Raw genomic sequence first — 23,187 nt, 5'->3', positions numbered from 1 at the left:
ACGTTTGCGTGGTTTTACAGAAGAATACTGACAATAGTCCGATTCTGATCACAAACACCACAAAATCGCCTTGAAATCCGAATCTCTGAGAAGAATACTGCTACCAAGGAGCGTACTGACTGCAGTTTAGTGTCGGAAGCGCCTCCATTTCGCGTTTGGACACGGCAAGAGGCTACGCCATGAACCGCCGAACACCCTTGTACATCGCTCTGGCTGGTACGGCCAGCCTGGCTGTTTCGTTTAGCTCCCCGCTGATGGCCGGGGTGCAGACCCTGACCTCTGACGAAATGGTTGAAACCTACGTGAAGGATTCCGCCGTCATCGTGGTGCCTAAAGAACGGCAGAAACCCGACGCGGACCGGCAGAAGATTATCCGCTCCCTGACCATTTCTCCGGGTGAGCCGGTGCTAACGGAAGCGGAAGAGGAAGCCTATCGCGAAGCCCTTGAACGCTTCGAACGGGAAGGCAAGAAAGGTGCCCTTGAGAGCGCGGAGGAGGAATTCCTCCGTCGTGCCTTGCTGTTGCCACAAGAAGAACTTGCCCGGGCGCAGCCGCCTGCGGAGTTTACCCCCACCATTCCGCCCATTATCTTCGGGCAGCAGGCCCAGATACCGGATGAGCCGTTCAGTCAGACCTTTCTGAACGATCAACTGGGCGTTGGGTTTGATGGCCAGAACCTGAACTTCACCATAGGCAACCCGCCGGGTATTGATACGATCCAGGTGCCCCATGGCATTAACGAAGGCCCGATCACATTAACACCCCGTCCTGGCGGTGGGTTTGATCTGTCTATAGCGGTGCCGGATCGCTAAAACTATCTCTACAGGTCCGAAACACAAAGAGCGGTAACTCCTTGCGAGTCACCGCTCTTTTTTTGCCTGCACTTTATAGCAGGCAAAAAAAAACGCCCCGCAGGGCGGGGCGTTCACACCAGAGGTGTTATGCGATCAGCTTATTTTCCGTATACAGCCAGCTTGGTGTTGCTGATGTGCAGGTTGTCGATACCGATAGTACCGATGTTTGCACCGCCGATAACGGTTTCGGCAACGTTGATGTCCATCAGGACGTCATCAACATCTACACGCAGTACGTTGGTCGCTGTGGAAGCACCGAGACCGTCACCCTTGTAGATGTCCAGGCCGATGATTGCAAATCCAGCCTGCGCCAATCCGATCTTGCGCTGCTCTTCAGCGGTCGGAGCAGTAGGATCTTCCGCGAATACAGCTGCCAGACCAGCGGCCCCAAGCACTTCACCGCCAGACTCGGAGCTATTGATGGTCATTCCGCGGACACCAACGCCGAGGAAGTCAACATCGAAGCTCATTTCGTTAACGGTGAACGCTGCATCCAAATTAAGGGTGCCGGTGCCCGCCATTTCGTTTCCAGCTCCGTCTGTAACGTTATCCGTATCTACACGGATATCCAGAGCACCGAGGAGACCCCAGGCGTCCATGTTCGAAACCAGAACGGTGTTTTCGCCACCGTTACCGTTAAGCTCCATGGATCCAGCGGTGAAACCCCAGTCGATGGGTACAGGGTTACCACTGCCGTCGGTTTGCAGGGAACCAACGTGAATGACAGCGTCGCCATCGTCAGCGATGTCGATGTCGATTTTCAGTTGGTCCAGCAAAGCGCCTGCACCGGTAGCTGCGGCATAGTCAGCTGCAGACTGAGAGCTACTGGCCAACGCACCACCGAGAGCGATGTCCTTTACGGCGAATGTACCTTCGTCCGTGTAGGTAAACTGACCAATGTTTACCTGAGTTTCCAGCTCAATGGTCACACCGGCCTGACCGGTGACGTTACCCATCATGCTGTCGTCCATCGCCTGCAGCTCGGCTTGAGCGGCGAAGGGCGCAGCGGCAACGGCTGTTGCCAGTGCAAGTTTCTTCAGGCCTTTCATATTGTTCTCCTTGATTGAACTTATTGTTATCCAGTTGAACTTTTTAACTTTGTTGTGAGGCTCAACCTCACCACTCCATTTAAGATTGTTTTACACTCTGGTTCCGTGAATGCATTCACAAATTGTCACAAAACAAAGCAGTTCTTAATAAAAGCAACTTATTCACTATAAATTCATGCACTTGGCTCATTCGTCACTCTCCTTTTTTGCATCATAGAAGATCTGAAATGGCTTATCCTGAGACATCGGTTCACCGAAACTTGCTTCACCATCCTCCAATCTGACCGGTATCAGCTTGATTCCAGAAACTCCAAGCCTATGCTCATGCTCCAGAGCCATTGCTCGGATCGTCTCGCCATTTTTTTCAACGCTTCCTGGGTAGGCAATGACCGCCGCATGAATTTCACCTCGGCGCGCAATGGCCTTTAGCCCAGCGCGATACATTAAAACCTTTACATTTCCAGGGGCCTGCTCAGCTTCCTCTTCCAATCTCATTTGTTGAACCTTGTCAGACTTCATGACCATGAAAGCCATCGGACGAAAGATGCCAGCTTCCTCGAGTTCATCGCCCGCCTGATTGACCACCTGGTCCGTCATTTCCCTGAGATGCCTCTGAGCAACCGCAACCACCGCGGCCAGGTCTTTGTCGTCCAGCTTGCCATCGGATAGCACATGATCTTCCCGATCAATCGCATCCTGCGCCAACGCCGCGGTGGAAATCGCACATCCGGCGATCATCGCCAAGACAAATCGCTTACCAATGCCGTTACAAGTCTTCATACTGGTTACTGCCCTTAGGATTATTGTTTAGAATGCACCGGCCCAAGCCTTTTCGAGCCCGAAGTCAGGTGACTTGCCGCACAGGCTACCGTGAACCCATGCAAGATTTTGTTAAGTATGTAACATCGTGAAAACATTAAGTGCGGAAGAGGCAGAGCGCCTCGTTTCACAGATCAGCAGCCAACATGGGTTTATCGACTACACCGACGCCGGCAGGCAACGGCGGATTGTCACGGCGTTCCCGCTGAAACATTGGCCAGTCCCCAAGGACGCGCTATCGTTCTCACGCCTGACGGACGTGCTGGAGCAGGCTTGGGCAGGACTGGCTGAAGCGTCGAGCCGGGAACTGGCAGGCGGCATCATGGGCACCCTGTTTTACGAGGCTGGCAACCACACGGTCCCCGGATTCTCCGGCGAGGCCAGTGAGAGGGATTATGGCTATATTGGGCTTTATCTCTGGCAGCTGACGCTGGATGTTTCGGGTGCCAATTCGCCCAGGCTCGATTTTCATCCCGAGTGTGACGATAGAACCCGTGAACGGGTGCTGAACCTCACCGGCGAAAAGCCGACGCGCCCTACTCCTTTTCACATCAGCCCGGGATTTACAGCCGACCAACCCGCCGAACACTACCGCAATGGCGTATCCCGGGTGCTTAGCTATATCCATGCCGGGGACTGCTATCAGGTCAACCTGTCCAACAAGTACACCGGCGGCTACCAGGGCGAGCCGTACACAGCGTTCCGAGCTTTGTGCCAGGCCGTTCCGGTCCCCCACGCTGCGTACATCAACGCTGGTTCCTATCAGGTCCTCAGCATTTCACCAGAGCTGTTCCTGAGTATTGAAGATGGCAACAGGGTCATCAGCAAACCCATCAAGGGTACCCGGCCCCGGGATCTGAACTCGCCGGCGAACGACCAGCGGATCGCCGAATCCCTGGCCGCCGCTGAAAAGGACCGGGCCGAAAACCTGATGATCGTGGACTTGATTCGCAACGACCTGTCGCGATTCTGCGAGCCGTTTTCCGTCACGGTGCCACAGCTTTTCAGTATCGAAAGCTATGAAAACGTCCATCAACTGGTCAGCACGGTGGAAGGCCGGCTGCAACCAGAGAACACACCGTTAAAAGCCCTTCTCTCTGCCTTCCCCGGGGGCTCTATCACGGGTGCACCCAAACGCAGGGCGATGGAGATCATCGACGACCTGGAACCACATCGTCGCGGGCCTTACTGCGGCTCGGTCTTCCGTTGGGATTTTTCCAATAACCTGGAGAGCAATATCGCAATCCGAACCCTGATGACGGATTCAGAAGGAAAGATTCACTGCTGGGCGGGATGTGGCATCGTCGCGGATTCAGACCCGGATGATGAGTACCGGGAATCCGTGGACAAGGTTCAGAAGCTGATGAGCGTACTGGAAGCGTTATAGAGGGCAAATTGCAAAGGAGGAAAAGCCAGGACAAAGAGCTTGCCCCGGCCTCTTGTCCGCGCTATCAGTTATGGATGGCGCTGGCCTTCAGAAACTCGCCCTTAAGCTCTTCAAACGTATGTACCGCCGGGAACTGGGGGAACTCCTCGATCACGTTCTTCGGCGCGTGAAACAGGATGCCCGCTTCCGCCTGGCCCAGCATGGTGGTGTCGTTGTAGGAATCACCCGCCGCAATAACACGGTAGTTCAGCAGCTGGAAGGCACGCACTGACTGACGCTTGGGGTCACGCTGGCGCAGCAGATAATCGGTAATCCTGCCGTCTTCGTTTACTTCCAGCTTGTGGCACAGCAGTGCCGGATAGCCCAGCTTGGCCATCAGCGGCATGGCGAATTCATAGAAGGTGTCGGAAAGAATCACCACCTGGAACCGCTCCCGCAGCCAATCCAGGAACTCCCGTGCGCCGGGCAGTGGGTCCAGCTCGCCGATCACTTCCTGAATCTGCGGCAGGCCATAGCCGTGCTGGTCCAGCAGTTTCAGGCGCTGCTGCATCAGTACGTCGTAATCGGGAATGTCGCGGGTGGTCGCCTTGAGCTCCTCAATGCCGGTTTTTTCCGCAAACGCGATCCAGATTTCCGGGATCAGTACTCCTTCAAGGTCAAGGCACGCGAGTTCCACAATGGTCTCCTGATAGTTGAACGCTGGTCAGCCCGGCGAAGGCCGCCGGGGATTGGAATCAGGCGGTATGATAAGAAAAACCGGGGCGGAATGCATCGTACATCTGTGCGGCTATAACGATATACTCCCCCATTCCTTCAGACTGTTGCCGGTTAATGGTAGATTTATCACACATTTACACTCCAGGTGATCCTTTCAAATGACGGACATTGCACAGTTACAGGCCGAGCTTGAAGGCGCGAGCCCCAGGGCTATCCTCAAGGCCGCTCTGGCGAAGTACGACAACATTGCCATTTCCTTCAGCGGTGCGGAAGACGTCGCACTGATTGAGTTGGCCCATAAGCTGACAGACAACCTTCAGGTATTCACCCTGGATACGGCGCGCCTTCATCCGGAAACCTATCAGTTCATTGATCGGGTCCGCGAGCACTATGGCATTAACATTGAGGTGATGTTCCCCGATGCTGCGGAAGTGCAGGATCTGGTCACCCGCAAGGGCATGTTCAGTTTCTATGAAGACGGCCATGGCGAATGCTGCGGTATCCGCAAGGTCAATCCGTTACGGCGAAAACTGGCCACGGTTGATGCGTGGATTACCGGCCAGCGCAAGGACCAGAGCCCCGGCACCCGCAATGACGTGCCTGTGGTACAGATTGACGACGCCTTCTCTACGGACGAGAAAACGCTGGTAAAGTTTAATCCGCTGGCGAACTGGAGCTCGAAGGAAGTCTGGGACTATATCCGTATGACGGAAGCCCCCTACAACAAACTGCACGAAAAGGGCTTTGTCAGCATTGGCTGCGAACCCTGCACACGCCCTATCCTGCCAGGACAGCACGAGCGCGAGGGCCGCTGGTGGTGGGAAGAAGCCACGCAGAAGGAGTGTGGCTTACACGCCGGAAACCTGATCGCCCGCGAATAAACCTTCCAGCCAGGCCCGTCAGTAGGTCAGTAGGTCGGCAGATCGATGTCGTTGAACAGTTCCTCGATCTCCGTCCTGCTGCCCTGGTGGGTCACCGCTTCATCCACCCTCTCACGGGTCAGATGCGGAGCAAATCGCTGGATGAAATCGTACATATAACCGCGCAGGAACGTCCCCTTGCGGAAGCCAATCCGGGTCACGCTCGGACGGAAGAGTTGACTGGCGTCCAGGCAGACAAGATCGGGGTCATTCTGCTCGTCGAACGCCATGCTGGCGATGATGCCAACCCCAAGACCCAGCCGCACATACGTCTTGATCACATCGGCATCAGCGGCGGTAAACACCACTTTCGGGGTCAACCCGTGGGCCTGGAAGGCCTCGTCCAGCTTCGAACGGCCGGTAAAGCCAAACACGTAGGTGACCAGCGGAAATTCGGCAAGATCCGGCAACGTCAGTTCGGATTTCTGCGCCAAAGGGTGATCTTTCGGCACAATGATGCTGCGGTTCCATTTGTAGCACGGCATCATGATCAGGTCGTTGAACAACTCCATGGCCTCGGTGGCAATGGCGAAATCCACCGCGCCATTGGCGGCCATTTCTGAAATCTGCATGGGGGTGCCCTGGTGCATGTGCAGGGACACCTCGGGGTAGGACTCGATAAAGCCCTGGATGATGGGCGGCAGCGCGTAGCGAGCCTGGGTATGGGTGGTGGCAATGCTCAGGTCGCCCTTGCGCTGGTTACTGAACTCCTGCGCAATTTTCTTGATGCCTTCCACACGGCGCAGTATTTCACCCGCCTCACGAATAATAATTTCACCGCCAGGTGTAATACGAGTGAGATGTTTGCCGCTGCGCGCGAAAACTTCCAGGCCCAGTTCGTCTTCCAGAAGACGGATCTGCTTGGATATTCCCGGCTGCGAGGTAAACAGACTCTGGGCAGTGGCGGATACGTTGAGATCATGGTGCGCAACTTCCCAGATATAGCGCAACTGTTGTAATTTCATCTACCCTGTCGCTCCCCATAAGGCCCGGTACAGACCGGGCATGTATACGCTGATCTTATTAGAAGAATACGCATAAAAACGTGATTTTTCATTCTTATTGAGTATACAGAATCCCATCCAACACAGTTTAGACCAAAAACGCCAGAACGCAGCATGACGACGGCGTCATTTGTCTTTGCGGCCCTTGACTTAACTGTGACAAAGCACACAATCCGTTATCTGGTGTCCCGTCTGGTTAATTCGTTAACCTACTGAGCCACTGAGGGTCTTGAGAGCTAGGCGCGATGGTGAAGGTTTGGTGGCTCCAAATCGAACCAGCGCAACGCGGCTATCAAGACCCTCAGTGGCTCCCGAAGGGCGAGACGCTGCGGCCTCTGGCCCGTGTTGCCAGCCCTTGATGTGGAACCACCACACCTGCGGACTGACGCCTTGGCCAGAGGCCGCAGCGTCACGCAGTAGGTCAACGAATTAACCATACGGGACACTTGCCATTTACGGGCATTCAGGGAAACGATGCTGTTAACCACCAAATTCCTCAGACCAACCGCGGATCCCCGTTCGGTACAACGGGATCGCCTGAGCGCCCTGCTGCAGCCGGACGGTGCCAAGCGGTTGAATCTGGTGGTGGCACCAGCGGGTTTTGGCAAGACCACACTGGTCAGCCAATGGTGCTCCCAGTCACCGTCTACCGTTGCCTGGCTATCCCTGGATGAGCATGATGACGAGCCCCGCCGATTCTGGCAGTACGTGGTGGGGGCGTTTGAACACAATGGCCTCGCAGGTCTGGAGCAATGCCGTCAACAACTCAGCCACTGCAGCCTCCAGGAACTGGAAGGCCCCATTACCGGGCTGATCAACGTTCTCGCCGCCGATGGAGCGCCCTGGTCGCTGGTCCTGGACGACTATCACTTTATCCGTGACCCACAATTACAGCGCCAGGTGTCGTATTTCATGGACTACCTGCCGCCTGGGTTCCTGGTGACCCTGGCATCCCGTACCGAACCAGCTTTGCCGCTCTCACGCTGGCGGGTGCGCCGCTGGGTGGAGAACATACACCCAGGCCTGCTGGCGTTTTCCGAGGAGGAGTGCCAGCGCTTCTTCCACGACACCATGGGGCTTGAACTCTCCGAGCTGGAGATTCGCAGGATCTGCAGCAAAACCGAGGGGTGGGTGGCCGCCATGCAATTGTCCGCGCTGTCCGGCGGTAGCATCGATGATCAGAAATCCGGGGCCGGCCACCAACGCATCGACCTGGACGAGCGACGCATCAGCGATTACGTATTGACCGAAGTGCTGGAGCAGCAACCTGCGCCGGTGCGCGACTTCCTGCTCGACACCGCCTGCTGTCCCCGGCTGTGTGCCTCACTCTGCGACGCCGTTCGCGGCACCACCAACAGTCAGGTCCTGCTGGAACAGCTGCTGCGTGAAAATCTGTTCCTGATCCCGCTGGATACCCACAATGAATGGTTCCGTTATCACGACCTGTTCCGGGACGCGCTGTTACAACGGGTGAGACAGTTCAAACCGGAAGATACCGAAAAGCAATGGCAGCGAGCAGTCCACTGGTTACTGGTCCATGGCCACGTTCAGGAAGGCATTTCCCAGATTGTCCAGCATCAGGACTGGCCCTGGCTCGCAAAGGTACTGGCTGAACACGGCAACAACCTGATCCACGGCGGTTTTCATCTTCCGGTGCTGAGCTGGCTGGATTCCCTGCCCGCCAACACTCTACAGGACAGCCCACAACTGTTGATGCTGAGAGTGTGGGCGCTGTTTTTCGCCAACCGGGTAGACGTGCTGGAGCCCCTCCTGGGCGAACTGGAAGACATGCTCGACCAACAGGTGGCCGATTCCCACCCCGATGCCGAGGGCGCCCTGGGCCTGCAGAGTGAGATTTCACTGATCCGCTCTTATCTCGCGCGATCAAAAAGCGACGATAAAAGCGCCAGCGACCTGACCCAGCAGGTATTGCGTGACATTGACCACACCCGCATCCCCTTGAAATCCGTGACCTATTACGGAGTCGGACTGGACTATTACGGTAAGGGGGACCTGGCAGCCGCCGAGGACGCCCTGACCTCCGCTGTGCGTTATGGGGAACTGGAGCGCAAACCCAGTACCGTACTCTCAAGCGGCGGCCTGCTTGCATGGATTCAGTACAACCGCGGAGATATCGACGAAGCCCTGGATACCTGCACCCGTGTGCGGCAATGGGTCGACCAGCACCACAGCGACCCACGCCAGCCCATGTTAATTTCATGCTGGCAAAACAGCGCCCTGATCGAGATTTACCGGGAGAGAAACGAACCCCAGTTGGCCGCCTCCTACCTGGCCCCGCTGCTGGACCATGTCAACAATGGCACCGAACCGGGGCAGCACGTGGTTATCCAGTACGTGCGTGGCCACCTGGCCTTCAGTGAAGGGCGCTACCAGGAAGCGATGGAAGCACTGGAAGATGCCGCCAGCGTTGCAAGACGTCGTCGGGACCACATCCTGTTCGAGCCTCCAGCATGCTCCGCCATGCTGGCTCGTTGCTATCTCGCCACCGGTCATCTGGATCTGGCGAAAAAATGGGTGCAACAGGTGAGCACTGACCGGTTCACCAATCCGCTGAACCGGGAACAGAACCAAATTAGCATCGCCCGTGTTCAGGTGGCGCTGGGCCGCCCGGGCGACGCCATGGCAACTTTGGCCCCCCTCCGACTCAGCGCAGAGCAGGATCAGCACTACCGCCATCTGGTGGAAATCCAGTTGGTCTACAGCGAGGCGCTGTTCGCCGAAGGTAAAACGATAGAAGCGGAACAGATGCTGGCCCAGGCCGTCCAGCGGGCATCAGAGGCCGGATTCATGCGCCTGCTTGCGGAGGAGAGTCCTACCATCCGCCAGCTGTGTAGAGCGCTGCCGGTTCTCAAGGCGCCGGGCCGCTGGAACAGCCGGGTCACAGCCATGCTCTCGGAACTGGCAGAGGCAGAAACCGCTGAAACAGAGCCGGAAGACTCGCAGAGGGATACGCAGGCGGCCCCGGGCAACACAGATCTCCCCGAACCCCTGAGTCAGCGGGAACTGGAAGTGCTGGATCTCATCAATCAGGGCCTCGCCAACAAGGACATCGCAAACACGATGGGGGTGGCGCCTACCACCGTAAAAGCCCACATTCGCAACCTTTACGGCAAGCTTGCAGTCGGATCCCGCACCGAGGCGTTGGCAAGAGCAAGGGAACTTCGGCTACTGGCCTGACTCTTGACTCACTGAAGCTGTCTTTCGGGCAACTTTTGTGACGCGCATCACACTTTTGTCGAATTTTATACGCCCACTACGCCCTTTGGACGATCCGGATACGCCCCCTCCTCCCTTACTATGCTCCCAACGCTGAGGGAAACCTCGGTAAGATTTCTGAAACTTCAGGCCTTCAGACTTCTTGTTCCGCGTTGTTTCGACGCCCGGGTTCGATAAGGACCCACTCTATAAGAGCCACCCACATGGGTTGGCTCTTTTTTTATGGCTCTCTTTTTATCAGGGCTCTATTGATCAGGGCTCTATGATTCGCCGGAAAGGCGGTAATGCGTCCAACAACAACTGCCCGTATCGACGGGCGATGATGCGACGATCAAGGATGGTGACGCGGCCGGTGTCCGACTCGGTCCGTAGCAGGCGACCAACGGCCTGCACCAGTTTGATGGAGGCGTCGGGTACGGTTATTTCCATGAACGGGTTACCGCCGCGGTGCGTCACCCATTCCGCCAGGCTGGCTTCGATGGGATCATCCGGTACCGAAAACGGCAGTCGGGTAATCACCACATGGCTCAGGTACTTGCCAGGCAGGTCAATGCCCTCTGCAAAACTTGCCACACCGAACAACACACTGGGCAGCCCCTCATCTACACGGCTGCAATGGCGGCGCAGGACCTCGCCCTTGGCCATATCGTCCTGAGTGGTGATCAGATCCGGGTATTCCGGCACCAGGGCATCCCGCACCAACTGCATCTGGCGCCTGGAGGTAAACAGTACCAGTGTCGCCTTCTCCCCGGCCCACAAGGCCGGTAGCCGCGACACCACCTGGTCCGTAAAGCTATCGTCCGTGGGCATGGCGGTCATGGCCGGCACTTCCACGGTTGCCATTTCGCCATAGCGGAAGGAACTGGGCACCACCACGAAGCGGCTGGCTTCGGGCAAACCTGCTCTGGCCTTGAGCCGATCAAAGCGCCCAAGGGCGGTCAGGGTTGCACTGGTCAACACAGCGCCATAGGCCCGCGACCAGAGCCTGGAATAAAGCAGATTATCCGCCAGCACCGGGCTACTGTAGAGCGTAATGTCTTCCGCGTGTTCCCAGCGCTGTCGCACCGACCAACGGGCGGCCGGTGGCCCGGACCGCTTCTTAGGCTCAGGCGCTGATTCCTCACCTTCTGCCGGCTCACTGGCCGGTTGGCCCGGATTATCACACCACGCGACCCACAACCGCAGTTGGTCCTCAGCACGGCTGTGGAACGATCCAATCACCGGATACCAGGATTCCGCAGTATCGCGGTCGACATCGCTGGCCTTGCGTTCATCGAAGGCCGTCTGTAATTCGTCCACCATCACACCAAGCTGGCGAACCAGGGTGGCCGTCGCCACCCGGGTTTCCACCGCCAGGCCGGCAAGCACCTCGGGCAATTCGCCCTCCGGGTAGCGCCACTGGGCGGAGCGTCGCTCCTCATTGAACTCCCAACCGGTATTCTGTTCGGCCTCGTCGTATACCCTCGTCAGACAGATATCCACTTCACGGGAGGCGGAACTGATCCTGTCGATGGTCTTCGCGGCCTGGGTGCCGGGCGTGAGGAACGGCTGCATCTTTCCCAGTGCCTGGGATAGCTGCTTGAGCCATTGCCGCGTGGCATTCAGCGGCACCGACGCCGCAAAGTGATTCAGTGCCTTGTCCGGCAGGTGATGTGCCTCATCAAAGATAAACAATGCATTTTCCGGCTCCGGCAGAATGGCACCACCGCCAAGGGCAAGGTCTGCCAGCACCAGGTCGTGGTTGGCCACCACGATGTCGGCATCATCGAGGTCTTTTCGGGCGTCGAAGAAGGCACAGCTGTCGAAATAGCTACAGTGGCGATTGGTACATTGACGATGGTCGGTGGTGACCTGGCGCCAGATGTCATCGGGTATCTGATCCGGCCAATGGTCGCGATCACCGTCCCACTTCCGGGACCCGTAACTGGCCAGCATGTCTTCAAAATAGGCCCGGGTGCCGGGTTCTTCCTTGCCGGGCCCATCCAGCAGGAACAGCGGCATGGTATCGCTGTCGCCGTTACCCTCGTCATGCAGACGAGCTTCGAGACGAGACATACACAAGTAGCGGCCACGACCTTTGGCAAGGGTCCAGGTAAAATCCAGTTTGCTGTGCTTTTTCAGGTCCGGAAGGTCTTTGTGGACGATCTGATCCTGCAGGGCAACGGTCGCTGTTGATATCACCAGTGTCTTGCCAAGGGCACGGGCCACCGGAATGGCGGCAATCAAATAGGCCAGGGTCTTGCCCGTGCCTGTGCCCGCCTCCACCACGCAGGTGCCGGCTGGTGACGTGCGCTGGCCGTCATTCTCGGTGATCTCGCCCATGTAGCGGGCGATCTCGGCGATCATCAGGCGCTGGCCGTAACGGGCGCGGATGTCCTTGCCGGCCAACACGTCACGGTAGGTCTGCTGAATCTGCTGTTTGACGTCCTCGGTGAGTGCCATCAGTCGGGGCTCACCCAGTTGCGAACCACACCCACCCGGAAGCGACGGCCATCCATGCTCAGCTCCACGCCTTCCTCGGTAATCCGTTCGACGGTGATACCGGAAAACGACTCTCCGGGGCGCAGGTAGTTGTCATTGATCATGACCCGGCGGGCCGACGGCTCGGACGCATAGATATGGCTGTTAAAAATCAGGTCTGGCACCCTTTTCTGGAAGGAAAGTGGAAGCTCTACAAGGTGCGGCGCCGTCTGTGCGGTGGCACCGTCCCGCTCGCTGGGATTGACGGCACTTGGCGTTCGCGGCGTGGGCACAATCACCGTGGGTCGCTCCCGCTCATTCTCGTCACCGGTTTCCGCTACCGCATCCGCTGGAGAGTCGGTATTCGCTCCCGGTGTTGGAATCTCGATAGCACCCTCGAGCGTGTCACGGGTCGGCGGCGATTGTACACGTTCGGGCGTCGATACCTGGCCCGCAGGTTCCGGCTTGTCATCAACTATAACCGGTTCAACGGTGGGTGTGGGTGCGGGCGCAGCCACGCCAGCCGACGGGATTGTTTGATCCGTCAGGGAAGCCTGACGCCCCTGGGGCCAGAAGATCCAGGCCAATACAGCCGCGTTGAGCACCAGCCCCAGCGCAACCCACACCAGAATCGGAATCGATTTTTTCCGTGGTTTGTGGATCAGCTGTACCTGCTGGCCAAGGTCCGGAATCCGACCCTGCCGTCTTTCAGTTTCGGATTTGCGGAGAGCATCAAGGATATAGGACATGTCAGTTCACCATCCTTCCGGACGTCAGCCGGGGCACGGCGGATTCCAGGTCGTTATTCATCTGGATGATGGTCATGGCACCGGCAATGCCATCGACCGTCAGGCCTCTTTGCTGCTGGTACCAGCGGACCTGCTCTTCGATCGGCATACGGTTGACGCGGCTCTCTTCCTGCCGGCTTTCGGCGTATCGGCTGGCGAGCTCCATCATTCTTGAGCCCATCCAGATCTGCTCGGCCACCCTTTCATTACCCTGAGCACTACCGGACGCATCGCCCAAAATGTAGCCGGGCGCTTCCCAAAGTACGGTAAATTCGCCAAACCAATAGGGCTCCAGGCTGGAGAAGGTGACCTCCCGGCGACCACTCGGGAGTTCGATAGTGGCGCGATTATCCTGGAGGCCGCTCAGGACCGCATAGTGACTGTCCCCATTGCCGTTGCGAAGCTGAAGTATCGCCGGCCGGTCCAGAAACTCCAGGCTTCGGCGTGCGCCCTTGTTCTGCAGGCAACGCAGTCCCTGCCCCTCGGCAAACTCACACGCCACTGGGCTTTCCGAGGCGCGGTATTCCAACCCCCATAGTTCAAACAGCTCGCGAAAAGCCACTGGCAAAGAGATGGTCTGGTCCGGGAACTCAAATTCGGGCAGTGGTTCCTCCTCGCGTGAGTCACTGGTCTGCTCACTGGCTTCGGGAAGCTTTTCCGACAACTCGACAACAGGCATATCCAGCTCGACCCGTTCGATGGCGCCAGTAAGGGACGTTCCCTGATTTTCGGCGACAGCATCGGGCTCGGGTCCACCGCTCCCCGGAAGCCCTATGAACAGCCACGTGGTCATGATGATGGCCATCAGCAGGGCTGCAGCCAACATCAGCGCATGGGACTTTCGAGACGGCCCAGCGCGCCTGGGCAGATTCTGGCCGTTCACTTCCCGGGCAGCGTTACGGATATGGGGAGCAGTGATCTGGTGCTCGCCTTCGGCGTAGGCGCCCAGCAATGCACGGTCACTGATCAGGTTAATCAGTCTCGGTACACCATGGCTGGCGCGGTACAAAGCCCGGATCGCGCGATCGGTAAAGATCTCGCCCCGGAGGCCTGCCACGCTGAGCCGGTAACGCAGGTAGGCCTCTATCTCTGTTCGACCCAGGGCGTCGAGGTGATAGCGGGCCGTTACCCGCTGATTTAATTGGCGGAGCTCTGGTAGCCCCAGAATCTCCTGCAGTTCAGGTTGTCCCAGCAACACAATCTGCAGCAGTTTTTTCTCAGCGGTTTCGAGATTGGTCAGCAATCGGAGCTGTTCAAGCACTTCGGCGGACAGGTTCTGGGCTTCATCAATCATCAGAACCTTATGGCGGCCCGCTGCATGGGCCTTGAGCAGGTCATCATTGATCAGTCCCACCAGTTCCTTGATGGATGATCCGACCGGATGGGCAATCTCAAGCTCATCGCAGATGGATGACAACAGCTCACGGGCAGACAATCTGGGATTGAGGATCAGTGCAATGTCTACATGATCCGGCACATTCTCGATGAAGCAACGGCTGACAGTGGTCTTGCCCGTGCCGACTTCTCCAGTGATCACGATAAAACCGCCCTGCCCCTGCACGCCATACATCAGATGCGCCAGCGCTTCTTTATGGCGTTCGCTCAGATACAGATAGCGGGGGTCCGGGGCTATCGAAAACGGGGGCTCCCGAAAACCGAAGAAATCGTAGTACATGCGTGTCCAGTCAGGTGCTCAGGCGGAGCTTGCGGGAGCCGCCATCGGGCTCCCCGGCTATCGCGGTATCATACCGCCCGGCTCCCGGGGCTGTCATCTCATGAAGTGCCGGAATCCGCATTGCTTACCAGTCTCAGTTCAGCTGTGGAGCGGCGCTGTTCGGATTTCAAGCGGCGAATGCATCGCTCCAGGGTCTTGGAGATTCTGGCGTGGGAGCGAATCATTGAAATCTTGGGCCAGGTCGCACGCTCGCCCTGCAATATCATCTCCCGGACCCATGCCGGATCAGGGTTGGATAACATGCGACGGTAGTCACGAAGACGATACGTCGGCGAGATGGTGACATCCCCGGAATAGCGCTGCCCCATAATGGTGTACATCTGGCCCGCTACCTGCCGAAGCATTTCCGGCTGAACGCGTTTTCGCAGATAATCGAACAGGCCCTGGCCATGGAACTGGATTTCCGATTTCAGCAGGTGCATCGGCAGATTGGCGACATTGATCTTTTCATCCCGGCCTCGCCGGTTCAGAAAAGGCACCACATGGGGGTTGGTCTGGCTGACAATGGTGAAGTTCACGTCGTAAAGGTGCATCAGCCGTTCGATGGGCAAGTCGCTGACCACCGACCCGTCCACGAACTTCAGCCGCGACATGTAGGGCAGCACGTTGCCCTGAATGTCCTTCTTCATCAGCGGTACCGGCGGGAAGATGCCCGGCACTGCCGCGCTGGCCAGCACAGCACTCCAGACCAACAGATAGGGTGACGTGTAGCCACACAACAAACGGGCTTTCTGGTGGGTCTGGACCGGTGACACACTGACGTTGATGGAACGACCGGTCTTCTGGAACGCTTCCTCAAAGGTGTATTCCCCGATATTGGCACGCAGGCACGCCTTTAACTGCTCCTGATCCATCAGGCCGTCACCCCGGATGGCACTGAACAGCCCTCGCCATTTCCAGGCCCTCATGTCGTGGTTTTCAGGCACCAGCATGTCCGGTATTTCCGCATCGCTGTGGACACCCAGTATGCCAGCGATAATGGCGCCGATGCTGGAGCCGGCAATGACCTGCGGCAACAACCCTTTTTCCCAGAGTGCCTTTATAACGCCGAAATGGAACATGCCCAGCGTGGCACCGCCGCTGAGCAGCAAAGCCGGGCGGCCATAACTGGTCAGGGTATCGCGGAAGAACTGCAGCTTCTCGGCCACTGGGAATCCCGGCACCTTGGTGTCGCACAGGAAATCCAGCGATTCGCACACCTGGGTGATGTACTCCTCGATCAGATGCTTGGTGCCAACCCGAGAACGGGTATACAGGGCCGTATTGCCCATATTGCCCAGGTCGTGATGAAGCCCTTCTCTCAATGCACGCTTCAGGCGCTCGAAATCATTCTGATGCCGGTAGGTGCGGAGGTTGCTGAGCCGGTCGTAGATGAGTTCGTAATGGTAAAGGTCGGAGCCAAACTCCTCTTTCCACTCCACATTGCCCTCAAGGAAATCCAGCTCCAGCGCCGCAGCCTTCCAGACTTCGTAATTGGGCGCCTCCGCCAGCATCTTGCGGAATTTCCGGATACGGTCATCAACCATCTGGTAAACCTCCGTTGTTCCAGCCGATTCGATGCGTCAGAAATCCTCGAGCATCAAATCCTCATCGTCATCGCTGGCAAATGGATCGTCTACGGTTCTGCCATCATTGATCAGGTAAGCCCGCCGTTGCAGGTACGCGTTTCTCACGAACGTATAGCCGTCACCTGAGATGAACCCTTCCGCAGGGATCAGATCGGCACGCTTGTCAACAATCTGAAGCGCCCTCGCATAATAGACATCCGGCGTTTCAGCCAGGTCCCAGGCTGAGGGCAACAACAGGTTGTCGGATACAAACCCACCAAAGTCCCGCGGATTCGACGGCCCCAAAAACGGCAGCATCAGGTAAGGTCCAGAATCCAGGCCCCAGTAACCCAGGGTCTGGCCAAAGTCCTCCGGGCGCTCATGCAAACCAAACATGGTGGCCACATCAATCAACCCGCCCAGACCAAAAATCGTGTTGTAATTGAATCTCCCCACCGCCACGACGGCAGACTCCCCCTTCAATTGGAAGATACTGTTGGCTAGATTACGTATTTCAGTCAGGTTGTTGAAGAAATTGGTAACAGCACGGTCCGCAAAGCCTGGCATGACGGTGCGGTACCCTTTCGCAACGGGGCGGAGGAACCAGTTATCGATGGTTTCGTTGAAGGCATAGACCTTCCGGTTCCAGTCCTCATAAGGATCGACCTCGCCCGGAGGGGCATCAAGCTTTCGTTCTGCCATGTCAGGATCGACTGGCTGCACGGTTTGCGCGACCGCATTGCCTGAACACAGGCAGATAAAAATCAGGGCGCCGATTACTGGGTGCCGGAAAAAAAAGTCTCTCATCGTCAGACCTGAGGTTGTTAAAACTGTTGCTGTTCGTCGAAAATACCGGCGCTCTGCTTTTTTATTATTAACCCCTTGCTTCAGGAGTAGCCCCGATGTCAGTACCCGGGAATCTGGTTAGCACACTCTCCATGCCTTTGCGCTGGGGAGATATGGACGCATACGGCCATGCCAACAATACGGTTTATTTCCGCTTTTTCGAGGAAGCCCGCATCACCTGGCTGGCGTCCCTGGAGCTGGGCGCGGAAAATGACCCCGACGGTCCGGTCATTATAAAGACCAGCGCCACCTTTCTGAAGGAACTGGCCCATCCGGCAACGGTTGAGGTCAGAACATACGCCGACAAAGCCGGCAATACCAGCCTCGACACCTATCATACGCTGACCGATACCGAGACCGGCACACTCTACGCGGAAGGCTATGCGAAAATTGTCTGGTTTGACCGCACCAAACGCACGTCGATGGCACTGCCTGACAAACTCAGGGCGTTGGCGGCCAGTTAAGACCGCCTATCGCCACCCCATACCCTATCGGCGGCGAACCACAACGCTGCCGATGGAATAGCCTGCACCAAACGAACAGATCACGCCCAGTTCACCAGCGCCAAAGTCGTCCTTGTGTTTGTGGAACGCAATGATCGAGCCCGCGGAGCTGGTGTTGGCGTACTCATCCAGAATGACCGGCGCCTCTTTCGTGTCTGCGTCGCGCCCCAGCACCTTGCGGGCAATCAATTGGTTCATGTTCAGGTTGGCCTGGTGCAGCCACAGCCGCTTGAGATCATCCGGCGACAACGACAGGCTGGACAGCTGTTTGAGGATCGTCTCCGCCACCAACGGCGACACTTCCTTGAACACCTTGCGCCCCTGTTGCACGAACAGCTTGTCCGGCTTGTTAATGCCCTCTTTATCGCCCCGATTCAGGAAACCAAAGTTGTTGCGAATGTTATTGGAGTACTTGGTCACCAGGCTGGTTCCGAGAACCTCAAAGCCCTGCCCTTCCGCAACGTCGGCGTCTCTTTCCACCAGGATGGCGGTGCAGGCATCGCCAAAAATGAAGTGGCTGTCCCGGTCACGGAAATTCAGGTGGCCGGAGCAGATTTCCGGGCTGACCACCAGCACCGCCCTGGCCGTGCCATTCTCTACGGCGTTCGCCGCCGCCTGCAGCCCAAAGGTCGCGGAACTGCACGCCACGTTCATGTCGTAGGCAAAACCCACGATGCCCAACGCGTCCTGAACCTCAACGGAAATAGCCGGGTACGGGCGCTGCATGTTGGAGCAGGCGACAATAACCGCATCGACATCGGCCGCGGTCTTGCCGGCCTGTTTGAGAGCCTCTTCGCAGGCTGAGAGCGCCATCTCGCATTGCACCGAGGCTTCTTCGTTGGGTCGGTCCGGTATGTTCGGGCACATCCGTTCAGGGTCGAGTATGCCCTGCTTGTCAATCACGTGGCGACGCTTGATGCCAGACGCTTTTTCAATAAAAGCGGACGAAGACGGCTGCAGGGGCTCAAGATCGCCACTGGCAATATCGTCAGCGTGACGTGCGTTGTGAAGTTCGACGAAGGCATTGAATGCCTCCACCAGCTCTTCGTTGGTAATGGTTGCTGGCGGTGTGTACAACCCGGTCCCGCTGATAACGGCTCTAATCACGCTAACCCCACGTCATAGTTGTAAAAACAAACAATCTAACTGCACCAATATTGCCCAAATACTAACACAGTCTAAACGTTTTGCCCGCAAACATGACCGGCTTACACGCGCGTCTGCTCCCACTGCCTGTCCAGGCGCTTGACCGATACCGGCACGGCCGTGCCCAGCTGTTGTGCAAAGAAAGAGACCCGAAATTCCTCAAGCATCCAGCGATAGAGCAATAGCTCCGGGTCCCTTACCCCCTGGCGTTGCTGCTCATCGCGTTTGCTGGCGTAGCGGGACCAGAGCGGCTCCATGGTGTGCAGGAACTCCCGCTCCCGCCCGAGCTCCCTGGGCATTTTCTCAAAGCGGATGCTGGCTGCCTCGAAATAGCGTCCAAAATGGGCAAGCCATTCCGGCGGCGTGGCAACAATAAAACCCGGATACACAAGATTTTGCAGCTGAAACTTCAAGTCCGCCATACTGTTCGCGAGCGCCAGGTTGATTTTGCCCTTGAGCTGTTTCATCACGCCATGATAGCCCGTCATGGCCTGGTGCAGCCGCTCGTCAGCCAGCTCAAGTGCCGGCACGAACTCTGCCCTTCCGGCGTTAAACGCGTTCTCGAACGCATATTCGTCCCGGGGCACGTCGTCGGGCACAAAATGCTGCATCGCCGTGGCCAGCAACAGGTCGTCCAGCAGCACCCGGGCCTTACCGACCGGCGCGAACATCAGCGCCGATGACTTGAAGTGCGGTAGCCGCCGCTCCATGTCCTCCAGCGTATTACCCAGCCGAATCAGGATCAGCCGCGCCACCGCCTTGCGAGTTGCGTCCTCCGCCGTAAGCCGGTCCAGGAACCGTGTCTGGCGAACGGAATCCCCCGTGTCTTCCAATGCCGGGTATACGGTGACTTCCATACCGCCTTTTTCTGTCCTGACGGATTCGGGCAGCGATCCGAAATCCCAGCCCGTTGACTTGCTTACTGGTTCGGCCGATGACTCCCTTCGGGTTGCCGATGACAGGGCCGCCTCTGCCCGCCCTTCCAGTTCGCTTTGCAGCTTTTCGGTTTCCCGCCCCTCGGCGATGGGCTTGCCCGCATCATCAACAACCCGAAGATTCATTCTCAGGTGCTTCGGCAGATCCTCCTGTGGCCAGGCATCGGCGTCAATCCTGACACCGGTCATTCGCCGGAGCTGTTCGCCCAACTGCAGCGCCAATGGCTCGTTTGAAGCCTGAAGATTTTCCAGGGCCGCATCCACGAAATCCGGTACCGGTACAAAGTTGCGCCTCAACGCCTTCGGAAGGCCTTTGACCAGTGCAATGCACTTCTCCCTCAAGAGCCCCGGCACAAGCCATTCAAGCCGCCGTGCCGGAAGCTGTTTCAGGGCCATCACCGGTGCCTGGAGCGTAACGCCGTCGCGCTCGCTGGTGGGTTCGAACTCATAACTCAGGGGATATCTCACCCCTTCCCACTCCAGATAATCCGGATACAGTGAGCCCGCCTGCTCATCCACCGGGCGCTGGAGGATATCGGCCTCCGTCAATTCCATGTCACGGAGCTGGTCGGCACTCAGCTGCTTCCACCAGCTTTCGAAATGACGGCCGCTGACGATGTCCGCTGGCAGGCGCTGGTCATAGAACGCCACCAGCACTTCGTCCTCAACCAACAGGTCCCGCCGCCGCGTTTTGCGCTCCAGGTTTTCAACGGTGTCCAACAGCTCGCGGTTACGGGCAATAAAGGGCGCCTTCGACTGGTAGTCGCCTTCCACCAGGGCACGGCGGATGAACAGGTTGCGACACTCCTCCGGGTCCACCTTACTGTAGGGAATACGGCGTTTGGCAATAATGTCCAGGCCGTAGAGACTGACCTTTTCATAACCCATGACCTGGGCACGTTTCTGTTCCCAGTGGGGTTCGAAGAAGTGATGCTTCACCACATGCCCGGCCAGGGGCTCGATCCACTCCGGCTCAATCTTCGCCACCACCCGCGCAAACACGCGGCTGGTTTCGACAATTTCCGCCGCCACAATCCACTTCGGGCCGGTTTTAGACACTTTTGAGCCCGGAAAGATCATGACCTTGCGGTTGCGGGTGGCCAGATACTCCTTCTTTTCGAGCTTCACCGCCACCTGGCCCAGCAAACCCGCGAGAATGGCTTTGTGCAAAGACTCGTAACTGGCCGCATCTCTGTTCAGTTTCAGTTTCTGCTCACGGCAAATCAGCGTCAGTTGCCGGTGAATGTCGCGCCATTCCCGCATCCGCATCCACGACAGAAAGCTCTTCTGGCAGACCTTTTTCAGCTGATTCTGGGACAGTTCCTGGCGCTGTTCCTCGTAGAAATTCCAGATATTCAACAAGGTCAGGAAATCCGATTCCTTGTCATTGAACGGCGCGTGGGCCTGATCGGCAGCCTGCTGTTTGTCCTGGGGACGCTCCCTCGGGTCCTGAACGCTCAGGCCGGCAATGATCACGAGCGTTTCCGCCAGACTGCCCTGTTCCGAGGAGGTCACCAGCATGCGCGCCAGCCTTGGGTCCAGCGGCAGGCGTGCCATGGTGCGGCCAAGGTTTGTCACACGGCGCTTGTCATCAACGGCTCCAAGCTCTTCGAGCAATTTGTAGCCATCGTTGATCAGGCGACGGTCCGGTGGCTCCAGGAACGGGAAATGGCGGATATCCCCGAGCCCCGAGGTGGTCATCTGCAGAATAACCGAGGCCAGGTTGGTGCGCAGGATCTCCGGGTCGGTGTACTCGGGCCGGTTGATGAAATCGGTTTCGTCGTAAAGCCGGAAACAAATCCCCGGAGCGACCCGGCCACAGCGCCCGGCACGCTGGTTGGCGCTGGCCTGGGACACCGGCTCAATGGGCAGGCGCTGGATTTTGGAACGCACGCTGTAACGGCTGATACGGGCCACGCCGGTGTCGATGACATAGCGTATGCCGGGCACGGTCAGGGAGGTCTCCGCGACGTTGGTGGAGAGCACGATCCGACGCCCCCGGTGGCCCTGGAATATCCGGTTCTGTTCCTGGTTACTGAGCCGAGAATATAATGGTAGAACTTCGGTATGGCGCAGCTCGGCGTGTCGCAGTACCTTGCTGAGGCTGCGAATTTCCCGCTCGCCGGGCAGGAATACGAGTACGTCGCCCGGTGGCTGCTTTTCTGCACGTTCGTGCTGTTCGATTTCCTCCATCGCACGCAGCACGCCATCCGTCCAACCCTGGTCCCGATCGTCCTCATCGCCGGTGAGAGGACGGTAACGCACATCTACCGGATAGGTTCGCCCGCTGACTTCGATGACCGGCGCGCCACTAAAGAACTCGCTAAAGCGTTCCACTTCGATGGTGGCGGAGGTGATGATGACCTTCAGATCAGGCCGTTTCGGCAACAGTTGCCGCAGGTAGCCCATCAGAAAGTCGATATTAAGGCTGCGTTCGTGGGCCTCATCAATAATCAGGGTATCGTAACGATCCAGGAACCGGTCGTGCTGGACCTCCGACAGCAGGATGCCATCGGTCATGACTTTGACCCGCGACTGGTCGGACGTGGTGTCGGTAAAACGTACCTGATACCCCACCTGCCCGCCAGTCTGCTCTCCAAGCTCTTCAGCAATACGACCGGCTACGGTACGGGCGGCAATCCGGCGGGGTTGGGTGTGGCCGATCAGCCCGCGAATACCCCGACCGCTGTTCATGCAGATCTTGGGGATCTGGGTGGTCTTACCGGAACCGGTTTCGCCGGCAATAATCACCACCTGGTTCTGTTCAATGGCCTCACGGATATCATCGACCCGTTCAGACACTGGCAGCGATGACGGAAAGGTGGCCGGCTTATGCAATGCCTGGCGTTCCGTGACACGCGCCTGACCCCGATCGAGCCATTGCGCCATCTTCTCCAGGTCCTTTTGCCCCGGACGCCCTTTTTTCCGGGCGACCAACTTGTGAATACGGGCGGCTTCCAACTGGTTGCAGGCATCCAACTGCTCCATGATGGCTTTTACGGCGGCCTTGCTGTCTGGCGTATTCGTGGACTGTTCCGGGGGGGCTTGCGTCATCGGTCCGTTTTACCGTTGTTGGATCTTGGATACCCGGTTCGCTTCGGGCGTGGCGACAGTCTAACGATATCCCGCGCCTCATTAATCGAGTAGGAGGGGGAGTTACCTCCCCCGTCCTCTCACACCACCGGGCATACGGTTCCGTACCACGGCGGTTCATGGTCGGCTCTGAAGCCGAGTCATCGT

16 protein-coding genes are annotated in these 23,187 nt (G+C 57.7%); 5 read left to right on the top strand and 11 right to left on the bottom strand.

From position 1 onward, the window contains the following. Positions 1-179 precede the first annotated feature (179 nt). Entirely contained in the window at positions 180-812 is a 633-nt protein-coding gene (locus AXW11_RS03085) for a hypothetical protein (protein WP_075195246.1), read from the top strand. A 140-nt stretch (positions 813-952) separates the two neighbouring features. On the opposite strand, the gene AXW11_RS03080 is transcribed toward AXW11_RS03085, so the two are convergent. Together AXW11_RS03080 and AXW11_RS03075 are read right to left on the bottom strand one after the other, a co-directional pair. After that, positions 953-1,903 carry a DUF6160 family protein gene (locus AXW11_RS03080; protein WP_041333282.1) on the bottom strand — a complete coding sequence of 317 codons (951 nt, stop codon included), beginning with the start codon at positions 1,901-1,903 and terminating at the stop codon, positions 953-955. A gap of 186 nt (positions 1,904-2,089) precedes the next feature. After that, entirely contained in the window at positions 2,090-2,683 is a 594-nt protein-coding gene (locus AXW11_RS03075; protein ID WP_075195247.1) for a hypothetical protein, read from the bottom strand. A gap of 127 nt (positions 2,684-2,810) precedes the next feature. Between AXW11_RS03075 and pabB the strand changes: the two genes are divergently transcribed. Further along, positions 2,811-4,109: an aminodeoxychorismate synthase component I gene (gene pabB, locus AXW11_RS03070; protein WP_083637183.1), complete on the top strand. Its 1,299-nt coding sequence runs from the start codon at positions 2,811-2,813 to the stop codon at positions 4,107-4,109. A 64-nt stretch (positions 4,110-4,173) separates the two neighbouring features. Here the strand turns inward: pabB and thrH are convergent, their stop codons facing one another. Further along, positions 4,174-4,785 carry a bifunctional phosphoserine phosphatase/homoserine phosphotransferase ThrH gene (gene thrH / locus AXW11_RS03065; RefSeq protein WP_041333276.1) on the bottom strand — a complete coding sequence of 204 codons (612 nt, stop codon included), beginning with the start codon at positions 4,783-4,785 and terminating at the stop codon, positions 4,174-4,176. Positions 4,786-4,984: 199 nt separating this feature from the next. Here thrH and AXW11_RS03060 point away from each other — a divergent pair, with 199 nt between their 5' ends. Further along, on the top strand, positions 4,985-5,707 hold the full coding sequence (locus tag AXW11_RS03060; RefSeq protein ID WP_007152588.1) for a phosphoadenylyl-sulfate reductase: 723 nt from the start codon (positions 4,985-4,987) through the stop codon (positions 5,705-5,707). Positions 5,708-5,733: 26 nt separating this feature from the next. On the opposite strand, the gene cysB is transcribed toward AXW11_RS03060, so the two are convergent. Further along, on the bottom strand, positions 5,734-6,711 hold the full coding sequence (gene cysB / locus AXW11_RS03055; protein WP_041333274.1) for an HTH-type transcriptional regulator CysB: 978 nt from the start codon (positions 6,709-6,711) through the stop codon (positions 5,734-5,736). A 513-nt stretch (positions 6,712-7,224) separates the two neighbouring features. Here cysB and AXW11_RS03050 point away from each other — a divergent pair. Continuing rightward, on the top strand, positions 7,225-9,948 hold the full coding sequence (locus AXW11_RS03050; RefSeq protein ID WP_091643857.1) for a winged helix-turn-helix domain-containing protein: 2,724 nt from the start codon (positions 7,225-7,227) through the stop codon (positions 9,946-9,948). A 291-nt stretch (positions 9,949-10,239) separates the two neighbouring features. Here the strand turns inward: AXW11_RS03050 and dinG are convergent, their stop codons facing one another. From dinG to AXW11_RS03025, 5 genes are all read right to left on the bottom strand, one after another. Next, the gene (dinG, locus tag AXW11_RS03045) at positions 10,240-12,429 is read right to left on the bottom strand and encodes an ATP-dependent DNA helicase DinG (protein ID WP_091643854.1); all 2,190 of its coding nucleotides are present in this window, start codon (positions 12,427-12,429) and stop codon (positions 10,240-10,242) included. Beyond that, positions 12,429-13,196 carry a general secretion pathway protein GspB gene (locus tag AXW11_RS03040; protein WP_041333270.1) on the bottom strand — a complete coding sequence of 256 codons (768 nt, stop codon included), beginning with the start codon at positions 13,194-13,196 and terminating at the stop codon, positions 12,429-12,431. The genes dinG and AXW11_RS03040 overlap by 1 nt, the downstream gene beginning before the upstream one ends. Position 13,197: 1 nt before the next feature. Continuing rightward, positions 13,198-14,910 (bottom strand): AAA family ATPase, encoded by a 1,713-nt coding sequence (locus AXW11_RS03035; RefSeq protein ID WP_091643852.1) that lies wholly within the window; start codon positions 14,908-14,910, stop codon positions 13,198-13,200. Between the two features lie 98 nt (positions 14,911-15,008). Further along, on the bottom strand, positions 15,009-16,496 hold the full coding sequence (locus AXW11_RS03030) for a DUF3336 domain-containing protein (protein WP_036205459.1): 1,488 nt from the start codon (positions 16,494-16,496) through the stop codon (positions 15,009-15,011). A gap of 36 nt (positions 16,497-16,532) precedes the next feature. Next, positions 16,533-17,324 (bottom strand): MlaA family lipoprotein, encoded by a 792-nt coding sequence (locus AXW11_RS03025; protein WP_091643849.1) that lies wholly within the window; start codon positions 17,322-17,324, stop codon positions 16,533-16,535. A 95-nt stretch (positions 17,325-17,419) separates the two neighbouring features. Between AXW11_RS03025 and AXW11_RS03020 the strand changes: the two genes are divergently transcribed. Then, the gene (locus AXW11_RS03020) at positions 17,420-17,827 is read left to right on the top strand and encodes an acyl-CoA thioesterase (protein ID WP_075195252.1); all 408 of its coding nucleotides are present in this window, start codon (positions 17,420-17,422) and stop codon (positions 17,825-17,827) included. Between the two features lie 24 nt (positions 17,828-17,851). Here AXW11_RS03020 and AXW11_RS03015 read toward each other — a convergent pair whose 3' ends face one another. Further along, entirely contained in the window at positions 17,852-18,973 is a 1,122-nt protein-coding gene (locus tag AXW11_RS03015) for a beta-ketoacyl-ACP synthase III (RefSeq protein WP_091643847.1), read from the bottom strand. 101 nt (positions 18,974-19,074) lie between these two features. Next, positions 19,075-23,001 carry an ATP-dependent RNA helicase HrpA gene (gene hrpA / locus AXW11_RS03010; protein WP_177190652.1) on the bottom strand — a complete coding sequence of 1,309 codons (3,927 nt, stop codon included), beginning with the start codon at positions 22,999-23,001 and terminating at the stop codon, positions 19,075-19,077. Between the last annotated feature and the right edge of the window lie 186 nt (positions 23,002-23,187).

It is taken from the genome of Marinobacter sp. Hex_13 (assembly GCF_001566815.1).
GTDB classification, from domain to species: Bacteria; Pseudomonadota; Gammaproteobacteria; order Pseudomonadales; family Oleiphilaceae; genus Marinobacter; species Marinobacter salarius.
The sequence above is the reverse complement of the archived record's forward strand: the minus strand, read 5'-3'. Positions and strand labels throughout refer to the sequence as shown.

Excerpts from the sequence above, each read along its gene's own strand:
- AXW11_RS03080 (WP_041333282.1), bottom strand. The coding sequence starts at position 1,903 with ATGAAAGGCCTGAAGAAACTTGCACTGGCAACAGCCGTTGCCGCTGCG.
- dinG (WP_091643854.1), bottom strand. The coding sequence starts at position 12,429 with ATGGCACTCACCGAGGACGTCAAACAGCAGATTCAGCAGACCTACCGT.
- cysB (WP_041333274.1), bottom strand. The coding sequence starts at position 6,711 with ATGAAATTACAACAGTTGCGCTATATCTGGGAAGTTGCGCACCATGAT.
- AXW11_RS03020 (WP_075195252.1), top strand. The coding sequence starts at position 17,420 with ATGTCAGTACCCGGGAATCTGGTTAGCACACTCTCCATGCCTTTGCGC.
- AXW11_RS03025 (WP_091643849.1), bottom strand. The coding sequence starts at position 17,324 with ATGAGAGACTTTTTTTTCCGGCACCCAGTAATCGGCGCCCTGATTTTT.
- AXW11_RS03060 (WP_007152588.1), top strand. The coding sequence starts at position 4,985 with ATGACGGACATTGCACAGTTACAGGCCGAGCTTGAAGGCGCGAGCCCC.
- AXW11_RS03030 (WP_036205459.1), bottom strand. The coding sequence starts at position 16,496 with ATGGTTGATGACCGTATCCGGAAATTCCGCAAGATGCTGGCGGAGGCG.
- AXW11_RS03040 (WP_041333270.1), bottom strand. The coding sequence starts at position 13,196 with ATGTCCTATATCCTTGATGCTCTCCGCAAATCCGAAACTGAAAGACGG.
- AXW11_RS03085 (WP_075195246.1), top strand. The coding sequence starts at position 180 with ATGAACCGCCGAACACCCTTGTACATCGCTCTGGCTGGTACGGCCAGC.
- AXW11_RS03050 (WP_091643857.1), top strand. The coding sequence starts at position 7,225 with ATGCTGTTAACCACCAAATTCCTCAGACCAACCGCGGATCCCCGTTCG.
- AXW11_RS03035 (WP_091643852.1), bottom strand. The coding sequence starts at position 14,910 with ATGTACTACGATTTCTTCGGTTTTCGGGAGCCCCCGTTTTCGATAGCC.
- AXW11_RS03075 (WP_075195247.1), bottom strand. The coding sequence starts at position 2,683 with ATGAAGACTTGTAACGGCATTGGTAAGCGATTTGTCTTGGCGATGATC.
- hrpA (WP_177190652.1), bottom strand. The coding sequence starts at position 23,001 with ATGACGCAAGCCCCCCCGGAACAGTCCACGAATACGCCAGACAGCAAG.